The sequence below is a fragment of the Pseudomonas sp. Z3-8 genome (genome assembly GCF_051131975.1).
Classification (GTDB): Bacteria; Pseudomonadota; Gammaproteobacteria; order Pseudomonadales; family Pseudomonadaceae; genus Aquipseudomonas.
The window spans coordinates 658,963-685,229 of the sequence record NZ_CP071643.1; the positions used below are offsets into that span (position 1 = coordinate 658,963).

Below are 26,267 nucleotides of genomic sequence, written 5' to 3' on the forward strand. Positions count from 1 at the left end.
CTTGGGGGATAACGCTGTTCTTTTGGGGAGAGCCATTGTGGCGAGGGAGCTTGCTCCCGCTGGATTGCGCAGCGATCCCAAGCTTTTGGGGCCGCTACGCAGCCCAGCGGGAGCAAGCTCCCTCGCCATGGTTTTCCTTACATGAACAGTATTGCCAACCGAGCACCCTCAAATAGGTTTGCAAATGCTAACCGTTTACCATTTGTAATTCACGCTGGCGACGACGTTGCGTTGGTCTCCGTAGTAGCAATAGAAGCCGTCACAGGTGGACAGGTATTCCTTGTTGAAGATGTTTTTCGCGTCCACCGCCACGGTGACGCCCTTGAGGGTCTTGTTCAAACGGCCCAGGTCGTAATGGGCCGAGGCGTCATACACGGTATAGGAGCCGACATGTCCCCAATCGGTGTTGGTGGTGTTGCCGTAGGTGTCGCCGACATAACGCACGCCGGCGCCCACGCCGAACCCGTCCAGCGGGCCGTTGTGCCAGGTGTAGTCGGCCCATGCGGTGGCCTGGTTACGCGGAACCTGGGCCATGCGCTTGCCTTCTTCGGCCGCGGTGCCCTTGGTGATTTCGCTGTCGTTGTAGGTGTAGGAACCGACCAGCTTCAGGTTGTCGGTAACGTCGCCCGAGGCTTCCAGCTCAAGGCCGCGCACCTGGACTTCACCAACCTGGCGGGTGACGTTGTTTTCGGTGACGGAGTTGTTTTTCTGGGTCAGGTCGAACACCGCAGCCGTCAACAAGGTCTTGGTGCCGGGTGGCTGGTACTTGATACCCGCCTCGTACTGTTCGCCTTCGGTCGGCTTGAACGCTTCGGTGCTGTTGACGGTTGAGCCCGCCGCCGCCTGGAACGACTGGGCGAAGGAAACGTAGGGCGTCACACCGTTATCGAAGACGTAGCTCAACGCTGCGTTGCCGCTGAATTTCTTGTCGCGCTGGGTGTTGGTGACATTGTTCTGGTTGTGGAACACGGTGCCGGTGTGAATCCAGTCTTCACGACCACCAAGGGTCAGGCGCCACTTGTCCAGGGCAATCTGGTCCTGGAAGTACAGGCCGGTCTGGTTGGTCTTCTGGTTGTAGTCATACATCGTGAAGTACTGGACGTTGGAAAAATCCTGTCCGTAGGTCGGGTTGTTGATATTGCTGGTCGGCACGCCAGTCGAACCCCAATCCCAACGCGAATTGCTGTTCGAGCGCTGGTGATCCAGGCCCAGTAACAAGGTGTGGCTCAGATCACCCGTCTGGAAGTCAGCCTGGAAGTTGTTGTCCACGGCGAACTGGCTGATGTCTTCGTCGATCACGCTGGCGCTGCGCTTGACGTTGCCGTCGGCGTCCACCGATTGGTCCGGGCCATCCGGCCAGAACTGACCGCCGGCGGAGATGCCCTGGGTTTCCAGGTCGCTCTTGGTGTAGCGCAGGTTCTGGCGGAACTGCCAGGTGTCGTTCAGGCGGTGTTCAAAGGCATAACCGAGCGCGTAGTAGGTGCGGTCGTAGAATTCCCAATCTGGATCACCGAGGTTTTTGTGATGGGAAATCTTGCCCGCCGGCGACGACAGCTTGGTGCCTTGCAGGGGCAGGAATTGCCCGGTGATGCCGGTGTCATCGCGGGTGTATTGCGACAGGAATGTCAGGCGGGTGTCGTCGTTGATGTTCCAGGTCAGGCTCGGGGCGATGTTGTAGCGCTTGTCGGGGATGTGATCGATCTGGGAGTTACTGTCGCGCACGGTACCGCTGAGCCGGTAGAGGAACTGGCCTTCGTCGTCGACCTTGCCGGTGCTGTCGAAGTTGATCTGCTTGTGCTCGTGGCTGCCGGCCTGCAACTCCACTTCATTGCTGCTCTCGGCTTGCGGGCGACGACTGACCATGTCGAGCATGCCGCCGGGTGGCGTCTGGCCGTAGACCGACGACGCCGGGCCTCGAAGCACGGCGATGCGCTCCAGGTTCCACGGCTCGATCTTCGGTGTGATGTAGTTGCCCTTGGGCAGCGGCAGGCCATCGAGGAACTGGGTCGGTACGAAGCCGCGCACCAGCAGCCAGTCATTGCGCGAGTCCGAACCGTAGCCGCTGCTCTGCACGCCGGCGGTGTAGCGCAGGGCATCGTTGAGGTTGAGCACGGAGCGGTCGTCCATCTGCTGGCGCGTGACCACCGAGACCGAGCGCGGCAGTTCGACGATCGGCGTGTCGGTCTTGGTGCCGGCGGCGGTGCGGGTGACCGCATAGCCTTCGGTCGGACCCCAGGCGGTTTCGCTGACGCCGGCGCCGATCACGCTGGTTTCCGGCAGCACCATGACACCCTCCGGCACGGCCACCAGGCTGTAGGTGCCGGCACTGCTTTGTTCCAGTTGCAGGCCGGTGCCGCGCAAGGCTTCACGTAGCGCACCGGTGGCGTCGAACTGGCCTTGGACCGGCGCCGAGGTTTTACCCGAAGCCAGCGCCGGGCTCAGGCTCAGGGCAAGGCCGGCCTGGCTGGCGATCTGGTTCAGGGTGCTGGCCAATGGCGCGGCGGGCAGGTTGTAGGCGCGCACGTTGGACGCCTGCTCGGCGGCCAGCAGCGGACCGCTGGCCAGCGGGGTGGCGAAGGCGATGGCGACGGCCAACAGGCTGGGACGCAACAGGGTGTCTAGCGGGCGGGACATACGGCGGCTCCTGAATGGAAATATTTCTCAATTGCCTGTGTGCCGGATGAAAACCGAAAAGTGATAGGGGTGGATGAAAATAATTTAGATTCAGATTGCGAGCGGTTGGGTGGTGATGCAACTGGCCTCTTCGCGAGCAGGCTCGCTCCCACAGGGGTTCGCATTGCCTGGTGGGAGCGAGCCTGCTCGCGAAGGCCTCCTCAGAGACGCAACATTCTCTAGCGCTTGGCCTCGACCCGCGGCGCCACTACCACCCACCAACGCGTGTGATGCTCGACCTGCACCGGCAAGGTCGGCAGCAAAGCGGTCAACGCCAGGTTGGTGTCATGCAGCGGGAAACTGCCGGTAATGCGCAGGTCCGCCACCTTGGGCTCGACGCCGAGGTAGCCGCGCCGATAGCGCGCCAACTCACGGACCAGGTCTTCGAGTCGCGCGTTGTCCACCACCAGCATGCCGCGAGTCCAGGCATCGGCGCCGGGGCTCAGGGCCAAGGTTGGACCGAGGCCGTCGCGGCGCATCAGCACCTGCTGGCCTTCGCGCAGAATCTGCTCCTCAGCGGTCGCTTGCGGATGCGCGGCCACTGCGGATTTCAACACACTCAGGCGCGTACCTTCGTCTTCGAGCCTGACCAGAAAGCGCGTGCCCAGGGCGCGCATGCTGCCCTCGCGAGTCTCGACGATGAACGGGCGCGGATCGTTGTGGCCGGTTTCCACCAGGATCTCGCCTTCCTGCAGGATGACGCGCCGCTGCTTGTCGTCGAAACGCACGTCCAGCGCGCTGTGAGTGTTGAGGTTGATCAGCGTGCCGTCGGCCAGGCGCAACGTGCGCTGTTCACCGGTGGCGGTGCGCTGGTCGGCCAGCCAATAATCCAGCGGCAGATAACGCTCGCCAGCGAACAGCGCCAGGCCGATGACCGCGACGACACTGGCCAGGCCGCTGCCGATCTTGCGTACCCGCCGCCGGATGCTGACCCGCGAATGCAGCAGCGCCGCACGCGCCGGGCCGCTGGCGGCGCTGAAACGCTGGTCGAGCATGCCCAGCTGTTGCCAGGCGCGTGCGTGCTCCTCATCGGCGGCGTGCCATTGAGCGAAGGCTTCACGCTCCTGAGGGCTGCCATTGCCTGAGTCCAGCGACAATTGCCAGGCGATGGCCGCGTCCAACACCCGCGCCGAGACTGGCTTGGAGGAGGCCAGGGTCATGTCGGCTCACCGTAAAGGGCGATGTAGCACTGCCGCACGCCTTGGGCCAGGTATTGGCGCACCCGCGGCACCGAAACCCCCAGGCGCTCGGCAATTTCAGCATGGCCGAGGCCGTCGAGGCGGTTATAGAGGAAGGCCGCACGCGCCTTGCTCGACAGTTTGCCAAGCAGACGGTCGATGCTCCTGAGGTCTTCGAGGATCATCTGCTGCTCCTCTACCGAAGGTTGCTCAGCCTCGGGAATCAGCATCAGTTCGGTCAGGTAAGCCTGCTCCAGCGCGGCCCTGCGGAAATAATCAAACAGCAGGCCTTTGGCGATCGCCAGCAGAAACGCCCGGGGCTCGCGCGGTGGCTGCAACCCGTCACGCCCCAGCAGCCGCACGAAAGTGTCCTGGCTCAAGTCTTCCGCCCGCTGTGGGCACGCCACGTTGCGCTGTAGCCATGCCAATAGCCAGCCGCGATGGTCGCGGTACAACGCACCAACCAGATCACCGTTAGGAGTAGGAACTGACGACACGGAGCATCACCGACGCATTAAGTAACGAGAATTGTTCGCGATTGTGGCAGAGGCGGGGGCGGGAAAGCAATTGGCGCTGGTCGGGATAAAACTGTGCACTCCTGTAGGAGCGAGCCTGCTCGCGAAAGCGGTCCATCCAATACATTGATGCCGGCTGACAAACTGCCTTCGCGAGCAGGCTCGCTCCCACAAAAGCCTTGCTGTTTCAATTAAAGCGAAGGCGCCTGCTGCCGCCGTTTCCATTGCCCCAGGCGCTGTTGCAGGTCGAGCGCGCTGTGGATGTCCTGCTGGCGGGCGCGGCTGAACAGGATCAGCGCCAGTTCCGCGGTGGCGAGGGCGTCGGCGCTGGCGTTGTGGCGCTCGAAGACTTGCAGCTTGAACCAGTCAATCCACTCGTCCAGGCCTGACTTGCGCAGATTGGCTTGCGGGCAAAGCATCGGGGCCAGGTCGGCCACGTCCAGGAACGGATGCAGCAGCCGGCAGCCCAGATAATCTTTCATGGCGCGTCCGAGCATGTGCGAATCGAACGGCGCATGGAACGCCAGCAATGGGCTGTCGCCGACGAACTCCATGAATGCCACCAGCGCTTCGGCCGGGTCGCTGCCGGCGGCGATGGCACTGGGTGCCAGGCCATGGATCAGTACGCTTGGCCCAAGCTTCTGCTGGTCGCATTGCAAGGTTCGCTCGAACTGCTGGCTGAAGTCGATGGCGCCGTCTTCAATGACGACCGCACCGATGGACAGCACCTGATCCTTGTTCAGGTTGAGGCCGGTGGTTTCCAGGTCGACCACCACCCACCGTTGTTCCCGCAGGCTGCGCTCCGTCAATGGCGCGGCGGCGGGCAGATTGTCCAGGCGCTGCTGCAATGCGTCCGAGAGCATCGGCTGGACCGGGCGCAACCAGGAAAACAGACTCACAGTTGGTACCTCACCGTCAGGCTGCTCTGCAGGCGTTGGGCCTGGCGCAGGGACTCACGCAGGATGCGCCGGTCCAAGTGGTTGAGGCTGTCCGGGTCGACGCGGTTGGAGTAGGGCTGGTTCTCCCGCGTTTGCAACTGATGCTGTTGCATGCGCGTCTGCTGGATAAAGTGATAGGCCTCTTCATAAGCCGCGCCGTCCAGCGGCTCGATCACCTCCTTGACGACCAGTTGCCGCAAGCGCTCCAGAGTATTGTTGGCCTCGATGCCGTTGGCCAGCGCCAGCAGGCGGGCGCCGTCGACGAAGGGGGTCAGGCCTTGTACTTTGAGGTCGAGCGTCGCCTTCTCGCCGTTCTTGCGGCTCAACACAAAATCCCTGAAGCGGCCAACGGGCGGGCGATGGCGAAGCGCGTTCTCGGCCAGCATGCGTTGGAACAGGCGATTGTCGGCCACCTGATCGAGGATCTGCCGGCGCAACTGCTCGCAGCCTTGCTCGTCGCCCCACACCACCCGCAAATCGAAATAGATGCTCGAACCTAGCAGGTTCTCCGGGGTGGCCTCACGGACAAAGGCTGCGAAGCGGCGTGCCCATTCGGCGCGGGACAGGCACAACTCGGGGTTGCCGGCCATGATGTTGCCCTTGCACAACGTGAAGCCGCACAAGGCCAGGCTCTGGTTGATCTGCTGGGCGATGGGCAGCAGCAGGCCACGGATCTGCGCCGCATGGGCAGCGTCCCGGGCTTCGAACAGGATGCCGTTGTCCTGGTCGGTGTGCAGGGTCTGTTCGCGGCGGCCTTCGCTGCCAAAGCACAGCCAGCTGAACGCAACGCCCGGGTCGCCCTTCTCGGCCAGGGTCAGCTCGATGACCCGGCATACGGTGTGGTCGTTGAGCAGGGTGATGATGTGGGTGATCTGGGTCGATGACGCGCCATGGGCCAGCATGCGCTCCACCAGTTGACCGATTTCGCCGCGCAAGGTCACCAGGTTCTCGATCCTGGGGGCGTTGCGGATCGTCCGGGCCAGGTGCACCAGGTCGACGCGCTGCAGGGAAAACAGGTCCCGCTCCGAGACCACGCCGCACAAGCGCTGGTCCTTGACCAGGCAGACGTGGGCAATGTGGCGCTCGGTCATGGCGATGGCCGCATCGAAGGCGCTGTGGTCAGGCGACAGGAAAAACGGTGCCTGGGTCATGTGCATGGCGATCGCCCCGGAAAAATCCCCGGTACCGTCGGCCACGACCTGACGCAGATCGCGCAGGGTGAAAATCCCGACCGGCGCCTTGTGTTCGTTCACCACCACGATGCTGCCGACTTGCTGCTCATGCATCAGCTTGACGGCTTCGCGCAACGGCGTTTCGGGGCTGCAACTGACCGGGTGACGCATTGCCAGCTCGCCCAGGCGGGTATTGAGGGAATATTGCGTGCCCAGGGTCTGCGCGGATTTCTGCTGTACTTGCTGGTTGACCTGATCGAGCAGGCTGCTGACGCCGCGCAAGGCGAAATCGCGAAACGGGCCGGATAGGGCGAACAGCTTGATGAAGGCCAGTTTGTTCAACTGCAGGCAGAAAGTGTCCTCGCCGGCCCGGTGCTCGGTGCGGGTCGCTCGCTCACCCAACAGGGCCGCGAGGGGGAAGCACTCGCCGGTGGTGATCTCGAAGGTGGTCTCGGTGCCGCCCTTGGCCGAGTGCGGTCGCTCGCCCACTACCCGGCCTTGCTTGACGATGTAGAAGTGCTCAACCGGACCGTCGGCCGGCTTGATAATGGTTTCGCCCGGGGCATAAAAACGCAGCAGGCATTGTTCGACCAGGTAGGCCAGGTGGGCGTTTTCCATCTGGTTGAACGGGGGGAAACGCTGAAGAAACTGCAACGTACCCTGGATGTTCTGCAACACCGCGGTTTTCCCTGCCTGGATGAAGGCGTCCGCTTTTTTCATAACCATTACGCAGTCTTTTTCGAATTGTTGTGGTCGGATCTGTTCCCCCATGGTCGGCCCCTGAGCGCAGGGTGCCCATTGGACGTAAGTCTAGGTCGCGGCAATGGGAGCGAAACCAAGGAAACTCCCACGCCTTGCGTCGAAAAATTCTTCAAGGAATGTACTTGGAAAAAAATCCGACGAAGTGCACATTGAAGCGCCGCAGAACGATGTCTGACCACTGTGCCAGGGGATCGATTCGAGAACGTAGAGAGCATCATGTCCGACCACGATATTTTGAGTGACGCCGAGCGCGAGGCGCTGAGTGCCGTCATGCTGGAACCCGACCTGCCGCCGCAGCGAGTCCTGATTGTCGATGACGACAAGGACGCCCGTGAGCTGCTGTCGGAAATCCTGGCATTGGATGGCATACGCTGCATGACCGCCGCCAGTGGCGAAACCGCACTCAGGATGCTGGAAACCAAGCCCGCCATCGGCCTGCTGATCACGGACCTGCGCATGGGCAATGTCGATGGCCTGGAACTGGTGCGCCTGGTACGCGAGTCGGAGCGGGCGGCGCTGCCGATCATCATCGTGTCGGGCGATGCCGACGTGAAGGACGCCATCGAGGCGATGCATCTGAGTGTGGTGGATTTCCTGCTCAAGCCGATCGATACCGACAAGCTGCTGGGGCTGGTCAAGCATGAGTTGGGGATGGATCTCTAGCCACCGTCTGTTCAATTGACCCGATTGCTTTAGTGATTGAGAGCTTTTGTGGCGAGGGAGCTTGCTCCCGCTCGACTGCGCAGCAGTCGCAAGTTTGCCGATGAAGTTCGAAATCTGAAAAGAGGGGCTGCTTTGCAGCCCAGCGGGAGCAAGCTCCCTCGCCACAGAAGCCTGTCCAGGCCTGAAACTGTTGCAAACTTTCGGGACTGAACAGCCCGCATGAAAAAGCCCTGATCTTTCGATCAGGGCTTTTTTATGTGCCGCGATTACCGCTCAATCACAACCCATTGGCTGCCTTGAACTCGCGACGACGACGGTGCAGCACCGGCTCGGTATAGCCATTTGGTTGCCTGGTCCCTTCGATCACCAGTTCGACCGCCGCCTGGAAGGCGATGTTGCTGTCGAAGTCGGGCGCCAGCGGGCGATACAGCGGGTCGCTGGCGTTCTGGCGGTCGACCACCGGCGCCATGCGCTTGAGGCTTTCCATCACCTGCTCCTGCGTGACGATGCCGTGGCGCAGCCAGTTGGCGATGTGCTGGCTGGAGATCCGCAGCGTTGCACGGTCCTCCATCAGGCCGATGTCATTGATGTCCGGCACCTTGGAGCAGCCCACGCCCTGGTCGATCCAGCGCACCACGTAGCCAAGAATGCCCTGGGCATTGTTGTCCAGTTCATGCTTGATCTGCTCGGGCGTCCAGTTCGGGTTGACCGCCAGCGGGAGGGTCAGGATGTCGTCTACCGAGGCGCGGGCACGCTTGGCCAGCTCGGCCTGGCGGGCGAATACATCGACCTTGTGATAATGCAACGCGTGCAGGGCGGCAGCGGTCGGCGATGGTACCCATGCCGTGTTGGCGCCCGCCATCGGGTGGGCGATTTTCTGCTCCAGCATCGCAGCCATCAGGTCGGGCATGGCCCACATGCCCTTGCCAATTTGCGCACGACCTTGCAGACCGGTGCTCAAACCGATGTCGACGTTCCAGTTTTCATAGGCGGCGATCCACTTCTCGGCCTTCATGTCGGCCTTGCGCACCATCGGGCCGGCTTCCATGGAGGTGTGGATTTCGTCGCCGGTGCGGTCGAGGAAACCGGTATTGATGAACACCACGCGCTCGCTGGCCGCCTTGATACAGGCCTTGAGGTTGACCGTGGTACGGCGCTCCTCGTCCATGATTCCTACTTTAAGGGTGTTGCGCGGCAGGTTCAGCACGTCTTCGACACGGCCGAACAGCTCGTTGGTGAACGCCGCCTCTTCCGGGCCGTGCATCTTCGGCTTGACGATGTACACCGAGCCGGTGCGGCTGTTGCGGCGCGAGGTGTTGCCGTTGAGGCTGTGGATCGCCGCCAGGCTGGTGATCAGCCCGTCGAGGATGCCTTCCGGCACTTCATTACCGTCCTTGTCCAGGATCGCGTCAATGGTCATCAGGTGACCGACGTTGCGCACGAACAGCAGCGAGCGGCCATGCAGCGTCACACTCGAGCCGTCCGCGGCAGTGTAGACGCGGTCAGGGTTCATGGTCCGGGTAAACGTCTGGCCGCCCTTGGCGACTTCTTCCGACAGATCGCCTTTCATCAGGCCGAGCCAGTTACGGTAGATCACCACCTTGTCATCGGCATCGACGGCGGCGACCGAGTCTTCGCAATCCATGATGGTGGTCAGCGCGGCTTCCATCAGGATGTCTTTGACGCCGGCGGCGTCGGTCTGCCCGACCGGAGTGCTGGCATCGATCTGGATTTCGAAGTGCAGGCCGTTGTGCTTGAGCAGCACGGCGCTCGGCGCCGACGTATCGCCCTGGAAACCGATCAGTTGGGCATCGTCGCGCAGGCCGCTGTTGCTGCCGCCCTTGAGCGTCACGACGAGCTTGCCGTCGACGATCTTGTAGGCAATGGAATCGACATGGGAGCCGGCCGCCAACGGGGCTGCTTCGTCGAGAAAGGCGCGGGCGAAGGCGATGACCTTGTCGCCGCGGACCTTGTTGTAGCCTTTGCCTTTCTCCGCGCCATCGGCTTCGCTGATCGCATCGGTGCCGTACAGCGCGTCGTACAGCGAACCCCAGCGGGCATTCGAGGCGTTGAGGGCGAAACGGGCGTTCATCACCGGCACCACCAACTGCGGGCCGGCCATGCGGGCAATTTCGTCATCGACATTCTGGGTCGTGGCCTGGAAATCCGCCGCTTCTGGCAGCAGGTAACCAATGTCTTGCAGGAAGGCTTTGTAAGCCACGGCGTCGTGGGCCTGGCCGGCACGAGCCTGGTGCCAGGCATCGATCTGCGCCTGGAAATCGTCGCGTTTGGCGAGTAGGGCTTTGTTCTTCGGCGCCAGGTCGTGGATGACCTTGTCGGCGCCGGCCCAGAATGCGTCGGCGGTGAGGCCGGTTCCGGGAATGGCTTCGTTATTCACGAAGTCGAACAGGACTTTGGCGACCTGCAGGCCACCGACTTGAACGTGTTCAGTCATTGCTTGCCTCACTCTGCTCAGCTATTGCGCTTTTCAGCTCTTCGATTTGGACAATGAAGCCTCGGGACATTTAAACCACAAACCCCTGGACCAGTACATGCCATTGCTGGCGGCTGGGTTAAGCCTTGCTGACGGGGCTTTCAGGGATGCGACTGGCCTGGGCAGACATCGGTGCAACATTAGGCATTGCGGTTATGTAGTGCCCGCTGCGGCATACTACATGATCAGTTAGGGTTGTGAAAATCAGACTAATTGCGTCGTTCCGCGACCGACTAAAGCACTACAGTCACGGCGCGGAATCGGATGTTCTCAAAAAACTGTTGGATTGTTCCAGATAAATCTAAGATTCGTACACATTTCCCCGTGGCGAGGGAGCTTGCTCCCGCTTCAGTGCGCAGCACTGATCCAGCGATTTACGATCATTACGCAGTCCAAGGCGAGCAAGCTCCTCAACCCAAAAGCGCGACCGTGTGGATTTTCCGCCTTGCCTATACTGTCCGTTCAATCAACAGAAGGGCTGCGCCATGGACCATCTCGTCATCACCGTTTTCGCCCCGGACAAACCCGGGCAGGTCGAGCGCATCGCTGAGTGTATTGCCGAGCACGGCGGCAACTGGCTGGAAAGCCGTATGTCCCACCTCGCCGGGCAATTCGCCGGGATCCTGCGCCTCAGCGCCCCGGCTGAATCTCATGAAGAACTGATCGAGGCTTTGCATGGGCTGGCGGCCCATGGCATTCGTGTGCTGATTGCCGAGAATGCGATCGAAGAATCCTGCACCTGGAAACCCATCGCCATGGAACTGGTGGGCAATGACCGTCCCGGCATCGTGCGCGACATCACGCGCCTGTTGAGCGAGCAGGGGGTGAACGTCGAGCGGCTGGTTACCCATGTTCGACCCGCGCCGATGAGCAGCGAATTGTTATTTCATGCCGAGGCGATTCTCGGAGTGCCCCTGACTTTGTCACTGGATACCCTGCAGGAGCGCCTGGAAACCCTGGCCGATGAATTGATGGTCGAGCTGAAACTCAGCGACGAAAGCTGACGCACGTTATCCAAGGAAAAGCTGCGCCTGCCTGTGGATAACCTGTAGAGACCCGGCGCCAGCCCAGGCCTGCCGGGCCTCAGCCAGCGATGATCAAAAAATCGCCAGTTTTCAAAGGCTTGTGCACAAACGCCGGGGATCACGTTGTGGATAACCTTGGGAAGGATAAGCGCAGGCCACGCCGGACGTGGCCTGTAGAGATGTGTTTGTTTTTTGATCAGGTGCGCCGGCGCATGCTGACCACCGCGTCGATGCTGTACACCGCCAGACCGGCCCAGATGAACAGGAACGCCACCAGCGTGCTGGACGACAAATGTTCGTCAAACAGAAGCACCGCGAGCAGCAGGACGAGCGTCGGCGCGATGTACTGCAAGAAACCCAGCGTGGTGTAGGGCAGGTGCCGCGCCGCCGCGTTGAAGCAGACCAGAGGCACCAGCGTCACGGGACCGGCCGCCACCAGCCACCAGGCTTCGGAAGTCGTCCAGAAAGCCGCCTGGGCGCTGGTGGCGGCCGGGTTCAACAGCAGCCATGCGATAGCAATCGGTACCAGCATCCAGGTTTCCACCACCAGCCCTGGCAAGGCCTTGACCGGCGCCTGCTTGCGGATCAACCCGTAGAAGCCAAACGTCAGCGCCAGCATCAGCGACACCCACGGCAGACTGCCCACCTGCCAGACCTGTTGCGCCACGCCAATGGCTGCCAACGCCACCGCGACCCATTGCATGCGGCGCAGCCGCTCGCCGAGGATCAACATGCCCAGCAACACGTTGACCAGCGGATTGATGTAATAGCCCAGGCTGGCTTCGAGCATGCGACCGTTATTCACCGCCCAGACGTAGGTCAGCCAGTTGGCGGCGATCAGCGTGCCGCTCAGGGCCAGGATCGCCAGGCGCCGCGGATTGTCCCGCAGCTCGCGCCACCAGCCCGGATGTTTCCAGACCATCAGCAGGGCCGCGCCGAACAGCGCCGACCAGAGTATCCGGTGGATGATGATTTCCACCGATGGAACGTTGGCGATGGCTTTGAAATAGATGGGGAACAGGCCCCAGATGATATAGGCGCTCAGGCCCAGGATGTACCCGCGACGCGGGTTGGCGGCTTGCATGCAGAATCCTTGCTTAGGCAGCTAACAAAAAAGTGATTGTAAGTAGATTTTTCTGATTGTGCTGTGAACCTTGCAAGGAACTGACCCGAGCAAAAGTCCGCTGTGGGAGCGAGCCTGCTCGCGAAGGCGGTGAAACAGTCGCCATTTATATGACTGACGTATCGCTTTCGCGAGCAGGCTCGCTCCCACATGAGTTTCAAGTGGCCGTTGGTGCCCCGCCCACTCAAAAAAGCTTCAACGGCTCTTCCTGAAGCGCCGCCAGTTGCTCGCGCAGCGCCAACACCTGGTCGCCCCAGTAACGTTCGCTGCCGAACCAGGGGAAGCTTCGCGGAAACGCCGGGTCATCCCAGCGGCGCGCCAGCCAGGCGCTGTAGTGCATCAGGCGCAGGGCGCGCAGCGGTTCGATCAGGGCCAATTCGCGCGGGTCGAAATCATGGAATTCCCGGTAGCCGTCCATCAATTCCGATAGCTGCCCTAGGCATTCCTGCCGATCCCCGGCGAGCATCATCCACAGATCCTGCACGGCCGGGCCCATGCGGCAATCGTCGAGGTCGACGATATGGAACACCTCGTCGCGGCACATCATGTTGCCGGGATGGCAATCGCCGTGCATGCGGATGTTCTGGTGGGGCGTGGCGGCGTAGGCATCTTCGACACGCTTGAGCAGATCCCTGGCCACTGATTCGTAGGCCGGCAGCAGGCTGCGGGGGACAAAGCCGCTTTGCAGCACGGTCTCCAGCGAGTCATGGCCGAAGTTCTTCACGCCCAGTGCTTCGCGATGCTCGAATGGCCGGGTCGCGCCGATCGCGTGAAGCCTTCCGAGCAACTGGCCCAGACGATAGAGCTGGTCGAGATTGCCCGGCTCCGGCGCCCGCCCGCCGCGACGGGGGAACAGGGTGAAACGAAACCCGGCGTGCTCATGCAGGCTGGCGCCGTTATGGATCAGCGGCGCCACCACCGGCACTTCGCAGTCGGCCAGCTCGAAGGTAAAGCGGTGTTCTTCCAGGATCGCTTCGTTGGTCCAGCGCTGGGGGCGATAGAACTTGGCGATCAGCGGCTCGGCGTCTTCGATGCCGACCTGATAGACACGGTTTTCGTAGCTGTTGAGCGCCAGCACGCGGGCGTCGCTGAGAAAGCCGATGCTTTCAACGGCATCGAGTACCAGGTCGGGCGTAAGGGTTTCAAACGGATGGGACATGCTGACTCCTGCGCAGCGGCAGGGCTGCCGCGTCCGACCCGGCATGGTAGCGCAGACAGAGGCAGATAGGGGGCTGCGCTGAAGCGATCGCGAGCAGGCTCACTCCCACAGAGATCGACGGCAACCGCAGATCCACTGTGGGAGCGAGCCTGCTCGCGATGAGGCCCAATCAGCCGCCGATGATCCCGCCATCCTCGCGCGTAATCACCATCACTGACGACCGTGGCTTGCCATTGGGCAGGTGCTCGGGGAACGTCGAACCGCCGTTTTCCCCAGGGTGCTGGATGCCCACGAACAAGGTCTTGTAGTCCGGCGCGAAGCTGATCCCGGTGACCTCACAACCCACCGGTCCGACCATGAAGCGGCGAATCTCACCGCTGTTGGGGTCGGCGCAGAGCATCTGGTTGTTGCCCATGCCGGCGAAATCCCCGGCGTTGCTTGAGTCGCCATCGGTCTGGATCCACAGCCGGCCGGCTTTGTCGAAGCCCAGGCCGTCGGGGCTGTTGAACATGTTCTGGGCATTGACGTTGGAGGATCCGGCCTTGGGCGTGCCGGCATGCACCGTCGGGTTACCGGCGACCACGAACAGATCCCACTCGAAGGTCTTGGAGGCGTGATCGTCGCGGTCGGTGCGCCAGCGCAGAATCTGCCCGTAGACGTTTTTGGCCCGAGGGTTGGGCCCGTCCACCGGTTGGCCTTCTTCGCCGCGCTTGGAGTTGTTGGTCAGGGTGCAATAGACCTGGCCATCCTTCGGGCTCACCACGATCCACTCCGGGCGGTCCATGCGGGTGGCGCCAACGGCGGTGGCGGCCAGGCGCGCATGAATCAACACTTCAGCCTGGTCGTTGAAGCCCTTGCCGGCGTCGAGGCCATTCTTGCCATGGGTCAGTTCGATCCACTGGCCCTTGCCTTTCGGATGGTCCGGGTTGCCGTCGCCGGCGTCGAAGCGCGCCACGTACAACGTGCCGTGGTCCAGCAGGTCGCGGTTGGCCTTGGGATTGCGGCGGTCGATGCGATCGCGGCTGACGAACTTGTAGATGAACTCGCCACGCTCGTCATCGCCCATGTACACAACGGCGCGCCCGTCACGGGTTTTCGCCAGCGCGGCGTTTTCGTGTTTGAAGCGGCCCAGGGCGGTGCGTTTCACTGGCGTGGACTTTGGATCGAACGGGTCGATTTCAACCACCCAACCGTGACGATTGAGCTCGTTGGGGTTTTTCGCCAGGTCGAAACGCGGATCGAACAGGTGCCAGTTGATTTCGCGGCTGGTGACGGTAGCGCCGTAGCGCTTTTGCGCCTCATCGAACTTCAGATCGGCGTTGCTGCTGCCGAAGCAGTCGGTGAAGTTTTCTTCACAGGTCAGGTAGGTGCCCCACGGCGTCATGCCGTTAGCGCAGTTCTGGAACGTCCCCAGCGCTTTTTTGCCGCTTTTGTCGGCGCTGGTTTTCATCAGGTCGTGACCGGCAGCCGGGCCGCCCAGGCGAATCGGCGTGTTGCCATGGATCCTGCGGTTGTAGCGTGAATCCTGGACGAATTGCCACTGGCCACGGCGCCGCTGGATCTCGATGACCGACACGCCTTCACTGGCCTGGGCCTTGTGCACGTCTTCGGCGGACTGCGGCTGGCCGCCATGGGGGAAGAGGTAGCGGTAGTTGGTGTATTCGTTGTTGATCGCCATCAACGCCCGGTTGTCCTCGCCGGGAAACGGGAACAGGCTCATGCCGTCGTTGTTGTCACCGAACTGCATTTCCTGCGCGCGGGCGGTGCCATTGCCGCTGGGGTCGAATGCCGGGGCATTTTTTTGCAATGGCTGGCCCCAACTGATCAGCACCGAGGCTTTGTAGCCTGGCGGCAAGGTAATGGTGTCGGTCGTGGCGGCGGCAATGCTGTCAAAGCCCAGCAACCTTTTGTTGCCTTCGCTCACGGCGGCGGCCATGACGCTGCGGCTCAGCAGGTTGCCGCCCAGGAACATCGCCGCGCCGCACAGAGCGCCTGCGCCGATGAAGCGGCGACGGCTCAGGCCGACGATCTTTTCCAGGTCGGTGGATTGGTTTTCTTCTAATAGGCTCATCATCAGGCTCCCTGCTGGTTTTGGCAGTCACCTTAAAGCGGGTCGATGAAGTTTATGTTTCAGCGCGCTACAACGGTGTGCCGAGCAGCACATTTGCAGGGGAAAAACGCACTTGCACCGGTGAGCCGGCGTCGAGGTTTCGTCCAGCCAGCTCAAGCGGGTCTGCAAGGGCACACAACGTCTGGCCGTTGGGCAAGCCGATGCGCACTTCATTGGGGCCATCCGCAGCGACCGCGATGTGCTCGATCACGCCTTGCAGACTGTTGGCCGAGCAATCGTCCGGCTGGTCGAGTGGATACAACGTCAGCCAGCCGGCCTTGATCAGGGCCACCACTTCGGTCCCGAGGCCCAGCTCCAGGCGCAGTGTGCTGTCGTGGGTGATCTGCGCGTCGATGAGCAAGCCGCGCGCCAGTTCCAGGTGTATCCGGTCGTTGTGGCCCTGGGCCTGGATGCCGACGACCTTACCATGCAGTTGGTTGCGCGCGCTGGTGCGCAACATCAGGCGGCTGAGCAGGCCCAGGTCACCGGCGTTCTCGCTCGCTTCAAGCAACTGCGCCTGCAATGCCTGCAAACGCTGATAAAGACGCAGCACGCGCAGGCCCTCTTCCGACAGTTTCGCGCCACCGCCGCCCTTGCCGCCAACGCTGCGCTCGACCAATGGCCGGTCCGCCAGGTTGTTCAACTCATCGATCGCATCCCAGGCCGCCTTGTAGCTCAGCCCGGCACTTTTCGCGGCCCGCGTGATGGAACCCTGCTCGGCGATGTGCTGTAACAGGGCGATGCGTTGTGGACGGCGGACGATATGTTGGCTCAACAGCGTAGGCAATGACATGGGTGCAAACCCTGTACGGGACGGATGCAGGACGTTGGCGCCTCGGCCACTGCGCGTCAAGCCGGATCACCGGGTTTCGGCGTGCGCGCCAGGCAATACACATCGACCCGTGCGGCACCGGCATCGAGCAGCAACCGGGCCAGTGCCTGGGCCGTGGCGCCGGTGGTGAGTACATCATCGACCAGCGCCAGGTGACGGTTGTGCAACGTCGCGCCGGGCGCTAAGGCAAAGGCCTGGCGCAGGTTACGGCGCCGGGCCCGGGCGTCCAGCACCTGTTGGGCCGGGGTGTCCTGGACGCGCAACAGCAGGTCGTCTTCGCAAGGGATCCGCAGCGCTGCGCTGAGCCAGCGGGCCAGCAGCGTCGCCTGGTTGAAGCCGCGCTGGCGCAAGCGCCCCGCCGCCAGCGGCACTGGCACCAGCGCATCGGGCCGCTCCAGGCCTTCGTCGAAATGGTGCTGCAGCGATTGCGCCAGCAACTCGCCAAGCAGTCGACCGAGGGGCCATTTTGCCTGGTGCTTGAAGCGGGTAATCAGGCAGTCCACCGGAAAGTCGTAGGCCCATGGGGCCAGGACCCGCTCGAAAGCCGGAGGCCGCGCGGCGCATTGGCCGCAACGGAGCCCGACCATGGGCAGCGGCAGGGCGCAAACGGCGCAATGCTCGCCGAGCCAGGGCAGTTCGCTCTCGCAAGGGGTGCAGATGGGTTGCAAGGTGTCGGTGGACTCGCCGCACAATAGACAAAGTTGTTTGTTTTTTAACCAGATGTAAACCGGGCCTTTGTATCGTGGTTGACAGCGCATGGCTCTTCCTTAAATATGCCGAACATCCGTGTCGCGCCTGTGGGTATTGCGTCCCTCAAGCGCCAGCCAAGCATAATCAAGGAAATGCCCATGAGCGCCAGCACCACTGCCAACCTGCGTCATGACTGGTCTTTGGCCGAAGTCAAAGCACTCTTTGTCCAGCCATTCAATGACCTGCTCTTCCAGGCGCAGACCGTGCACCGCGCGCACTTCGACGCCAACCGCGTCCAGGTTTCGACCCTGCTGTCGATCAAGACCGGCGCCTGCCCGGAAGATTGCAAATATTGTCCGCAGTCGGGCCACTACAACACCGGGCTGGAAAAAGAGAAATTGCTCGAAGTGCAGAAGGTCCTTGAAGAGGCCGCGCGCGCCAAGGCCATCGGTTCGACCCGTTTCTGCATGGGCGCGGCGTGGAAACATCCGTCGGCCAAGGACATGCCCTACGTGCTGGAGATGGTCAAGGGGGTCAAGGCCATGGGCCTGGAGACCTGCATGACCCTGGGGCGTCTCGACCAGGAGCAGACCGAAGCGCTGGCCCAGGCCGGCCTGGATTATTACAACCACAACCTCGACACCTCGCCGGAGTTCTACGGCAGCATCATCACCACCCGCACCTACAGCGAGCGCCTGCAAACCCTGGCGTATGTACGGGATTCGGGGATGAAGATCTGTTCCGGCGGGATCCTGGGCATGGGCGAGTCCCTGGACGACCGCGCCAACCTGCTGATCCAGCTGGCCAACCTGCCGGAGCATCCAGAGTCGGTGCCGATCAACATGCTGGTGAAAGTCGCCGGCACGCCGCTGGAAAATGCCGAGGACGTCGACCCGTTCGATTTCATCCGCATGCTCGCCGTGGCGCGCATCCTCATGCCGAAATCCCATGTGCGCTTGTCTGCTGGCCGCGAAGCCATGAACGAGCAGATGCAGGCCTTGGCGTTCTTCGCTGGCGCCAATTCGATTTTCTACGGCGACAAATTGCTGACCACCGCCAACCCGCAGGCCAACAAGGACATGCAACTGTTTGCGCGCTTGGGCATCCAGCCGGAAGCTCGCGAAGAGCATGCCGATGAAGTGCATCAGGCGGCCATCGAGCAGGCGCTGGTGGAGCAGAAGAGCAGCGAGCAGTTCTATAACGCAGCTGTTTGATTGCTCACCGATTCCCTGACTGGAATGCAAGACGCTGTGGGAGCGAGCTTGCTCGCGATGGCAATGGAACATTCAACATTTATGTCGACTGGCTCACCGCTATCGCGAGCAGGCTCGCTCCCACAAGGGTCTTTGGCCAGTCTTTAAACAGTTGAGGCCTGCATGCCCTTCGAACTTGCCGCACGCCTGGCTGCCCGTCGTGCCGAAAACCTCTATCGCCAGCGTCCGCTGCTTGAAAGCCCCCAAGGCCCGCAAGTGGTGGTGGATGGCCAGCCCTTGCTGGCGTTCTGCAACAACGACTACCTGGGCCTGGCCAATCACCCGCAGGTGATCGAGGCCTGGCGTGCCGGCGCGTCGCGTTGGGGCGTCGGTGGCGGTGCGTCGCATCTGGTGATCGGCCACAGCGGCCCTCATCACGCCGTGGAGGAAGCGCTGGCCGACTTGACCGGCCGGCCCCGGGCACTGTTATTCACCACCGGCTACATGGCCAACCTTGGTGCCGTCACGGCGCTGGTCGGACAGGGCGACACGGTGTTGCAGGACCGGCTCAACCACGCGTCGTTGCTCGACGCCGGGCTGTTGTCCGGTGCCCGTTTCAGCCGTTATTTGCACAACGATGCCCAAAGCCTGGCGACCCGCCTGGAAAAAGCCATCGGCAATACCCTGGTGGTCACTGACGGCGTGTTCAGCATGGACGGCGACATCGCCGACCTGCCGGCTCTTGCCCGCGCAGCACGGGCCAAGGGCGCCTGGCTGATGGTCGACGATGCCCATGGCTTCGGCACGCTGGGTGCCACCGGCGGCGGTGTCGTCGAGCATTTCGGCCTGAGCCAGGAAGACGTACCGGTCCTGGTAGGGACGCTGGGCAAGGCGTTCGGCACCGCCGGGGCATTTGTTGCCGGCAGCGAAGAATTGATCGAGAGCCTGATCCAGTTCGCGCGCCCCTACATCTACACCACCAGCCAGCCACCGGCGTTGGCCTGCGCCACGCTCAAGAGCCTTGAGTTGCTGCGCAGGGAGCATTGGCGGCGTGAGCATCTGCAATTGCTGATCCGCCAGTTCCGCCACGGTGCCGAGCAGATCGGCTTGCAATTGATGGACAGCTTCACGCCGATCCAGCCCATCCTGATCGGCGACGCGGGACGGGCGATGCGGCTGTCGCAGATGCTGCGCGAGCGCGGGCTGATGGTCACCGCGATCCGCCCACCCACCGTGCCGGCCGGCAGCGCTCGGCTGCGTGTGACGTTGACCGCTGCCCACAGCGAAACCCAGGTACAACTCTTATTGAATGCCCTGGCCGACTGTTTTGCACAACTGGGAGCGGAGCCAAGCCATGCGTGATCGACTGATATTGCTGCCCGGCTGGGGCTTGGGCGTTTCGCCCCTCGAACCGCTGGCGGCGGCCTTGCAAGGGCTCGATGAGCACTTGCAAGTGGAAATCGAGCCATTGCCTGCGCTGGTGTCGAGCGACCTCGGTGAATGGCTCGATGAACTGGACGCCACGTTGCCCCAGGATGCCTGGCTGGGCGGCTGGTCCCTGGGCGGGATGCTGGCCGCGGAACTGGCGGCACGTCGGGGCGAGCGTTGCTGTGGCCTGCTGACCCTGGCGAGCAACGTGTCTTTTGTGGCCCACCAGCATTGGCCGAGCGCGATGCCCGCTGACACTTTCGATGGATTTCTCGCCGGATGCGCCGCCGATCCGCGCCAGACCCTCAAACGCTTCAGCTTGCTGTGTGCGCAAGGCTGTGGCGACCCGCGCGGGTTGTCGCGATTGCTGCTGGCCGGCGCGCCGAACACCTCGCCTGAGGTATCGATGGCCGGGCTCGAACTGTTGGCGCGACTGGACACGGGGGTTGCCTTGCAGGGTTTTCGAGGCCCGCAATTGCATCTGTTTGCCGGGCTCGACGCGCTGGTGCCTGCCGAGGCTGCGGGAGAACTGCTGGCGATGCTGCCAGATGTCGAAATCGGTCTGATTGAACAGGCCGGCCACGGATTCCCACTGGAGGACCCCCACGGCGTGGCGGGGGCGATCCAGGCTTTCCTGCATGAGTCCGGTGATGACTGATTTATCTATTGTGAAGTTGCAGGGCGCCTTGCCCGACAAACGTCAGGTCGCGGCCTCGTTCTCCCGGGCGGCGGCCAGCTATGACAGCGTCGCTGAACTGCAGCGCGACGTCGGACAGCAATTGCTGTCGCGGCTGCCCGTCTCGTTTATGCCGGGACGCTGGTTGGACATGGGGTGTGGCACCGGTTATTTCACCCGCGCCCTTGGTGCGCGGTTCGGTGAGAAGGCAGGTGTTGCGCTGGATGTCGCCGAAGGCATGCTCAACCACGCCCGTCCTCAAGGCGGCGCCGGGCATTTCATCGCCGGTGATGCCGAGCGGCTGCCGTTGCAGTCGGCCAGCTGTGACCTGGTGTATTCCAGCCTCGCGGTGCAATGGTGTGGCGATTTTGCCTCGGTGTTGAGCGAGGCCTATCGTGTTCTGAAACCCGGTGGGATGTTTGCCTTCACCAGCCTGTGTGTCGGCACGTTATACGAGTTGCGCGACAGCTGGCGTGAAGTGGATGGCCTGGTACACGTCAACCGTTTCCGCGCATTCGATACCTATCGACAACTGGCCGACGCCAGCGGGTTGCGCGTCGTCAGTCTGGAGAATCGCCCGCATGTTCTGCATTATCCCGATGTACGTGCCCTGACCCACGAATTGAAAGCATTGGGTGCGCACAATCTGAATCCTGGTCGTCCCGGTGGGTTGACGGGGAGGGCGAGAATTTTCGCGCTGGTCCAGGCCTATGAAAAGTATCGCCAGGCCCAGGGCCTGCCGGCCACTTACCAGGTGGTCTACGCCGTGCTGGAGAAACCGCTATGAGCCAGGCTTATTTCATCACCGGCACCGACACGGACGTGGGCAAGACCACCGTTGCGGCGGGGCTGCTGCACGCGGCCAGGCGGGCCGGCATGAGCACCGCCGCGGGCAAGCCCGTAGCCTCTGGTTGCGCAGTGACGCCCAAGGGCCTGCGCAACGCCGATGCCTTGGCCTTGTTGGCCGAATGTTCGGTGCCATTGACTTATGCACAGGTCAATCCGGTGGCATTCGAACCGGCGATCGCACCTCACCTGGCCGCCCGGGAAGCTGGCGTGGCATTGACCGTGCAATCCTTGCTCGGGCCGATGCGCGAGGTGCTGGCTCTGGATGCGGATTTCACCTTGATCGAAGGCGCGGGCGGCTGGCGTGTGCCGCTGGCGGGGCAAGACAATCTTTCCGACCTTGCGATAGCGTTGGGCCTGCCGGTGATCCTGGTGGTGGGGGTACGCCTGGGCTGCATCAGCCACGCGTTGCTGACCGCCGAGGCTATCGCCCGGGACGGCTTGCCACTGGCCGGCTGGGTAGCAAACATCATCGATCCGGCGACGTCGCGCATGGAAGAAAACCTCGCGACCCTCGCCGAACGCCTGCCGGCGCCCTGCCTGGGCAGAGTCGCGCGAATCAAGGACGTGACGGCCGAGGCGGTGGCCGAACATCTGCAACTGGATCTGCTGGACTGACCTCGAACCAAGGTTTTGGCTATGACGCGGCACTGTGCCATTAGTGTTTTTGTCGAGCCTTTTCCCAAGGCATCTGGTTCAATGCCCGTGTCGACCCTTCAAGAAGACCCTCCCTGCCATGGAAATCTCAGGAAACACCGCGTTCTATGCCGGTCTGAGCACGATTCAGACAGGGCAATACCGCGTTGATCAGGCCTCTAGCCAGATTGCCAACAACACGATCGAGCGCTCGGTCACCAGCCAGTCCTCCGACGTTCAGGTGGATCGCCTGCGTTCGGTGGATCGCAGTCAGCAATCGGACCTGACCAGCAACATGGTCGAAATGGCCCAAGGCAAGTTCCAGGTGCAACTGGGGGTGAACGTTGCCAAGGCTTCCGACGAAATGCTCGGAACGTTGATCGATACGTTCGCCTGACTCTGCCGTACAGATGTAGTAAAAACGCCGCGATTCATTCGCGGCGTTTTCGTCTCTAACTCTTTCTTCCTCAACTAATCTTTCACTGCGCGAGCCGTGCCTCTGCTTGGCGATGGATTTTTCGCGGCCGAAATTTCCTGCAGGACGATGACGAACGGCAAAAGATCGCCGCTTGACAAGGTATGGGCGTAAACGTATGTTTCAAACAGCTGTTTGATCGCTATAACAAATCCACGCGGTCGTTCATTCCCGGTTACATCAGCAGAGGTTTATCGCTATGCCTGACTACAAGGCCCCCTTGCGTGATATTCGCTTCGTTCGTGACGAACTGCTCGGCTACGAAGCGCATTATCAGAGCCTTCCAGCGTGCCAGGAGGCAACTCCGGACATGGTTGACGCCATCCTCGAAGAAGGCGCCAAGTTCTGTGAGCAGGTGCTGGCGCCGCTGAACCGCGTGGGTGATCTCGAAGGTTGCACCTGGAGCGAGTCCGGCGTGAAAACCCCGACCGGCTTCAAGGAAGCCTACAAGCAATTTGTCGAAGGCGGCTGGCCGAGCCTGGCCCATGACGTGGCGCACGGTGGCCAAGGCCTGCCGGAATCCCTGGGCCTGGCAGTCAGCGAGATGGTCGGCGAAGCCAACTGGTCGTGGGGCATGTACCCGGGCCTGTCCCATGGCGCGATGAACACCATTTCCGAGCACGGTACCCCCGAGCAGCAAGAGGCTTACCTGACCAAGCTGGTATCCGGCGAATGGACCGGCACCATGTGCCTGACCGAACCGCACTGCGGCACCGACCTGGGCATGTTGCGCACCAAGGCCGAACCTCAGGCCGACGGCTCCTACAAAGTGACCGGCACCAAGATCTTCATCTCGGCCGGCGAACACGACATGGCCGACAACATCGTCCACATCGTGCTGGCGCGCCTGCCGGACGCACCGGCTGGCACCAAAGGTATCTCGCTGTTCATCGTTCCGAAATTCCTGCCTGAGGCCGACGGCTCAATCGGCCAGCGCAACGCAGTCAGCTGTGGCTCCCTGGAACACAAGATGGGCATCCACGGCAACGCCACCTGCGTGATGAACTTCGACGCGGCCACCGGTTTCCTGATCGGCCCGGCGAACAAGGGCCTGAATTGCATGTTCACCTTCATGAACACCGCTCGCCTGGGTACCGCGCTGCAAGGCCTGGCCCACGCCGAAATCGGTTTCCAGGGTGGCCTGAAGTACGCTCGCGACCGCCTGCAGATGCGTTCCCTGACCGGCCCGAAAGCACCGGACAAGGCCGCCGACCCGATCATCGTGCACCCTGACGTGCGTCGCATGTTGCTGACCATGAAAGCCTTCGCCGAGGGCAACCGGGCGATGGTGTACTTCACCGCCAAGCAGGTCGACATCGTCAAGTACGGCGTGGATGAAGAAGAGAAGAAGAAGGCTGACGCCCTGCTGGCGTTCATGACCCCGATCGCCAAGGCGTTCATGACCGAAGTCGGCTTCGAATCGGCCAACCACGGCGTGCAGATCTACGGCGGCCACGGCTTTATCGCCGAGTGGGGCATGGAGCAGAACGTGCGTGACAGCCGCATCTCGATGCTTTACGAAGGTACCACGGGCATCCAGGCGCTCGACCTGCTGGGCCGTAAAGTGCTGATGACCCAGGGCGAGGCGCTCAAGGGCTTCACCAAGATTGTCCACAAGTTCTGCCAGGGCAACGAAGGCAACGAAGCCGTCAAGGAATTCGTCGAGCCGTTGGCTGCACTGAACAAGGAATGGGGCGAACTGACCATGAAGGTCGGCATGGCCGCCATGAAGGATCGCGAAGAAGTCGGCGCGGCCTCGGTGGACTACCTGATGTACTCCGGTTACGCCTGCCTGGCTTACTTCTGGGCCGACATGGCGCGCCTGGCTGCGGAAAAACTGGCGGCCGGCACGACCGAAGAAGCGTTCTACACCGCCAAGCTGCAGACCGCGCGCTTCTACTTCCAGCGCATCCTGCCGCGTACCCGCACCCATGTGGCGACCATGTTGTCGGGCGCCAACAACCTGATGGACATGAAAGAAGAAGACTTCGCGCTGGGCTACTAAGCCTTAAGCGTTTCTTCAAAAAGCCGCTGCTTCTTCGGGAGCAGCGGCTTTTTCATGTTTGTCACCATTCCTTTGTGGGAGCGAGCTTGCTCGCGATGGCGTTGGTTCAGTCAGCACTGTCATGGCTGACACACCGCTATCGCGAGCAAGCTCGCTCCCACAAGGATCGATGGCGATCCTGAAACAATATTCATCGAACCGGACCCTAAGAAAACTTCCTGCCCTGCCGTTACAGCGATGGCAGTGTGACATCTGTCACCTCTCGCGTGCCTTACTGCTCCAGTTGCAGGCACAATGCCATCTTTGATCAGCCGGGTCGGAGCTTTACCCTTGCCGCGTCTTTCCGTAATGCGCTTCAGCCATTTCCTACCGTCGACAGTGCTTTTACTGGCGGGGCTCGCGGCTGCTTACGTCAAGGACCTGAACGTCTTCTTCACATCATTGTTCAACGTGCTTCCTACGCTGGTGTTGTTGTTGGGCGGGGCGTACTGCTCCGTTTATCGACGTCAGCGCGAACTGTTTCTGATGGTCACGGTGTACATCGCTTATTTCCTGCTGGATACCCAGACCGACTTCTATCGCGATAACGGCAAGGTGCGCGAAGACGCGGCGGTGGTTTTCCATCTGGTCTGCCTGCTGCTGCCGCTGTTGTTCGGGCTGTTCGCGGCATGGCAGGAGCGCACGCATCTGTTCCAGGACATGGTGGCGCGTTTCGCGGTGCTGCTGGCCTTCGGTGGCGTGGCCCTGGCCCTGGAGCAAAGCTTTCCCCAGGCCCTGCTGCTGTGGCTTTCGGAAATACGCTGGCCGGCGCTGCATGGTGCCTGGATGAGCCTGATCCAATTGTCATACCCGGTGTTTGCCGCTGCGTTCGTGCTGCTGGCCTGGCAATACTGGCGTAACCCGCGGCCCTTGCATGCGGCGCAGCTGGTGGGGTTGGTCGGGTTGTTCTGGATGCTGCCGAAGACGTTCATCTTGCCGTTCACCCTGAACATCATGTGCAGCCAGGTGATGCTGATGATCGCCGCCGCGGTTGCTCACGAGGCCTACCAGATGGCCTTCCGCGATGAGCTCACCGGCCTGCCGGGGCGCCGGGCGCTGAATGAACGCATGCAGCGCCTGGGTCGCAACTACGTGCTGGCGATGAGCGACGTGGATCACTTCAAGAAATTCAACGACACCCACGGTCACGATGTCGGCGATCAGGTGCTGCGCCTGGTGGCCAGCAAGCTGTCGAAAATCGGTGGTGGCGGCAGGGCTTATCGTTACGGCGGCGAGGAGTTTGCTCTGGTGTTTGCCGGCAAGACCATTGATGAATGCATGCCTCATCTGGAAGTCATCCGCCAGTCCATCGAGACGTACGCCATTCAACTGCGTAATCCCGACAATCGCCCCCAGGACGATCAGCAAGGGCGCCAGCGTCGCTCCGGCAGCGGCGCCACCAGCGTATCGGTGACCGTCAGCATCGGCGTGGCCGAACGCGTGGACCAGCGCACGCCCGAGGAAGTGCTCAAGTCCGCCGACCAGGCGCTCTACAACGCCAAGGGGGCAGGGCGCAATTGTGTGATTGCCTTCGGCCAGAATCGTCGCGGCGCAGTGCGCATGGAAGCCGCCGCGGGTTGAGTGATGACGGCGCATTCAGCGTCTGGAGATTGATTGTGGGCCTTGGCGGCCGGC

Annotated in this window: 21 protein-coding genes; 10 read left to right on the forward strand and 11 right to left on the reverse strand. The window is 62.1% G+C overall.

The genetic code is table 11. The annotated features are described in order from the left end of the window. Positions 1–195: 195 nt before the first annotated feature. From J3P94_RS03085 to J3P94_RS03105, 5 genes are all read right to left on the reverse strand, one after another. Entirely contained in the window at positions 196–2,634 is a 2,439-nt protein-coding gene (locus J3P94_RS03085) for a TonB-dependent siderophore receptor (protein ID WP_434571344.1), read from the reverse strand. A gap of 218 nt (positions 2,635–2,852) precedes the next feature. Then, positions 2,853–3,833 (reverse strand): FecR domain-containing protein, encoded by a 981-nt coding sequence (locus J3P94_RS03090; protein WP_434571346.1) that lies wholly within the window; start codon positions 3,831–3,833, stop codon positions 2,853–2,855. Beyond that, positions 3,830–4,348, reverse strand: coding sequence for an RNA polymerase sigma factor (locus J3P94_RS03095; RefSeq protein ID WP_434571348.1), 519 nt, complete (start codon positions 4,346–4,348; stop codon positions 3,830–3,832). The genes J3P94_RS03090 and J3P94_RS03095 overlap by 4 nt, the downstream gene beginning before the upstream one ends. A 209-nt stretch (positions 4,349–4,557) precedes the next feature. Then, complete coding sequence (locus J3P94_RS03100; RefSeq protein WP_434571349.1) at positions 4,558–5,265, reverse strand: 3'-5' exonuclease; 708 nt, start codon at positions 5,263–5,265, stop codon at positions 4,558–4,560. Beyond that, positions 5,262–7,202: a putative nucleotidyltransferase substrate binding domain-containing protein gene (locus J3P94_RS03105; protein WP_434571350.1), complete on the reverse strand. Its 1,941-nt coding sequence runs from the start codon at positions 7,200–7,202 to the stop codon at positions 5,262–5,264. The genes J3P94_RS03100 and J3P94_RS03105 overlap by 4 nt, the downstream gene beginning before the upstream one ends. A 252-nt stretch (positions 7,203–7,454) precedes the next feature. Here J3P94_RS03105 and J3P94_RS03110 point away from each other — a divergent pair, with 252 nt between their 5' ends. Next, complete coding sequence (locus tag J3P94_RS03110; RefSeq protein ID WP_434571351.1) at positions 7,455–7,901, forward strand: response regulator; 447 nt, start codon at positions 7,455–7,457, stop codon at positions 7,899–7,901. Positions 7,902–8,178: 277 nt separating this feature from the next. On the opposite strand, the gene J3P94_RS03115 is transcribed toward J3P94_RS03110, so the two are convergent. Further along, a complete protein-coding gene (locus J3P94_RS03115; RefSeq protein WP_434571353.1) occupies positions 8,179–10,356 on the reverse strand; it encodes a malate synthase G in 2,178 nt (725 codons plus the stop codon). A 524-nt stretch (positions 10,357–10,880) separates the two neighbouring features. Between J3P94_RS03115 and J3P94_RS03120 the strand changes: the two genes are divergently transcribed. Continuing rightward, on the forward strand, positions 10,881–11,399 hold the full coding sequence (locus J3P94_RS03120; protein ID WP_434571355.1) for a glycine cleavage system protein R: 519 nt from the start codon (positions 10,881–10,883) through the stop codon (positions 11,397–11,399). 217 nt (positions 11,400–11,616) lie between these two features. Here the strand turns inward: J3P94_RS03120 and rarD are convergent, their stop codons facing one another. The 5 genes from rarD to J3P94_RS03145 all read right to left on the reverse strand — a co-directional run bounded on the left by rarD (position 11,617) and on the right by J3P94_RS03145 (position 17,402). Then, entirely contained in the window at positions 11,617–12,504 is an 888-nt protein-coding gene (gene rarD, locus J3P94_RS03125) for an EamA family transporter RarD (RefSeq protein ID WP_434571357.1), read from the reverse strand. A gap of 223 nt (positions 12,505–12,727) precedes the next feature. Further along, on the reverse strand, positions 12,728–13,702 hold the full coding sequence (locus tag J3P94_RS03130) for a serine/threonine protein kinase (RefSeq protein WP_434571358.1): 975 nt from the start codon (positions 13,700–13,702) through the stop codon (positions 12,728–12,730). A gap of 169 nt (positions 13,703–13,871) precedes the next feature. Continuing rightward, on the reverse strand, positions 13,872–15,773 hold the full coding sequence (locus J3P94_RS03135; protein ID WP_434571359.1) for a PhoX family protein: 1,902 nt from the start codon (positions 15,771–15,773) through the stop codon (positions 13,872–13,874). Positions 15,774–15,840: 67 nt separating this feature from the next. Next, positions 15,841–16,605, reverse strand: a complete 765-nt coding sequence (locus J3P94_RS03140; protein WP_434571360.1) for a TOBE domain-containing protein — start codon at positions 16,603–16,605, stop codon at positions 15,841–15,843. Positions 16,606–16,661: 56 nt separating this feature from the next. Continuing rightward, positions 16,662–17,402, reverse strand: a complete 741-nt coding sequence (locus J3P94_RS03145; protein WP_434571362.1) for a ComF family protein — start codon at positions 17,400–17,402, stop codon at positions 16,662–16,664. 90 nt (positions 17,403–17,492) lie between these two features. Between J3P94_RS03145 and bioB the strand changes: the two genes are divergently transcribed. The 8 genes from bioB to J3P94_RS03185 all read left to right on the forward strand — a co-directional run bounded on the left by bioB (position 17,493) and on the right by J3P94_RS03185 (position 26,213). Further along, a complete protein-coding gene (gene bioB, locus J3P94_RS03150; protein WP_434571363.1) occupies positions 17,493–18,548 on the forward strand; it encodes a biotin synthase BioB in 1,056 nt (351 codons plus the stop codon). A 162-nt stretch (positions 18,549–18,710) separates the two neighbouring features. After that, positions 18,711–19,889, forward strand: a complete 1,179-nt coding sequence (bioF, locus tag J3P94_RS03155) for an 8-amino-7-oxononanoate synthase (RefSeq protein WP_434571365.1) — start codon at positions 18,711–18,713, stop codon at positions 19,887–19,889. Next, positions 19,882–20,613 (forward strand): alpha/beta fold hydrolase, encoded by a 732-nt coding sequence (locus J3P94_RS03160; RefSeq protein ID WP_434571366.1) that lies wholly within the window; start codon positions 19,882–19,884, stop codon positions 20,611–20,613. The genes bioF and J3P94_RS03160 overlap by 8 nt, the downstream gene beginning before the upstream one ends. Next, the gene (bioC, locus tag J3P94_RS03165; RefSeq protein WP_434571367.1) at positions 20,606–21,418 is read left to right on the forward strand and encodes a malonyl-ACP O-methyltransferase BioC; all 813 of its coding nucleotides are present in this window, start codon (positions 20,606–20,608) and stop codon (positions 21,416–21,418) included. The genes J3P94_RS03160 and bioC overlap by 8 nt, the downstream gene beginning before the upstream one ends. Further along, positions 21,415–22,095, forward strand: coding sequence for a dethiobiotin synthase (gene bioD, locus J3P94_RS03170; RefSeq protein WP_434571368.1), 681 nt, complete (start codon positions 21,415–21,417; stop codon positions 22,093–22,095). The genes bioC and bioD overlap by 4 nt, the downstream gene beginning before the upstream one ends. A gap of 118 nt (positions 22,096–22,213) precedes the next feature. Beyond that, positions 22,214–22,510, forward strand: a complete 297-nt coding sequence (locus J3P94_RS03175; RefSeq protein WP_305498355.1) for a pyrroloquinoline quinone biosynthesis protein PqqE — start codon at positions 22,214–22,216, stop codon at positions 22,508–22,510. Positions 22,511–22,787: 277 nt separating this feature from the next. Next, a complete protein-coding gene (locus J3P94_RS03180) occupies positions 22,788–24,593 on the forward strand; it encodes a phenylacyl-CoA dehydrogenase (protein WP_434571371.1) in 1,806 nt (601 codons plus the stop codon). A gap of 330 nt (positions 24,594–24,923) precedes the next feature. Next, complete coding sequence (locus tag J3P94_RS03185) at positions 24,924–26,213, forward strand: GGDEF domain-containing protein (RefSeq protein ID WP_305498358.1); 1,290 nt, start codon at positions 24,924–24,926, stop codon at positions 26,211–26,213. The last annotated feature ends 54 nt before the right edge of the window (positions 26,214–26,267 follow it).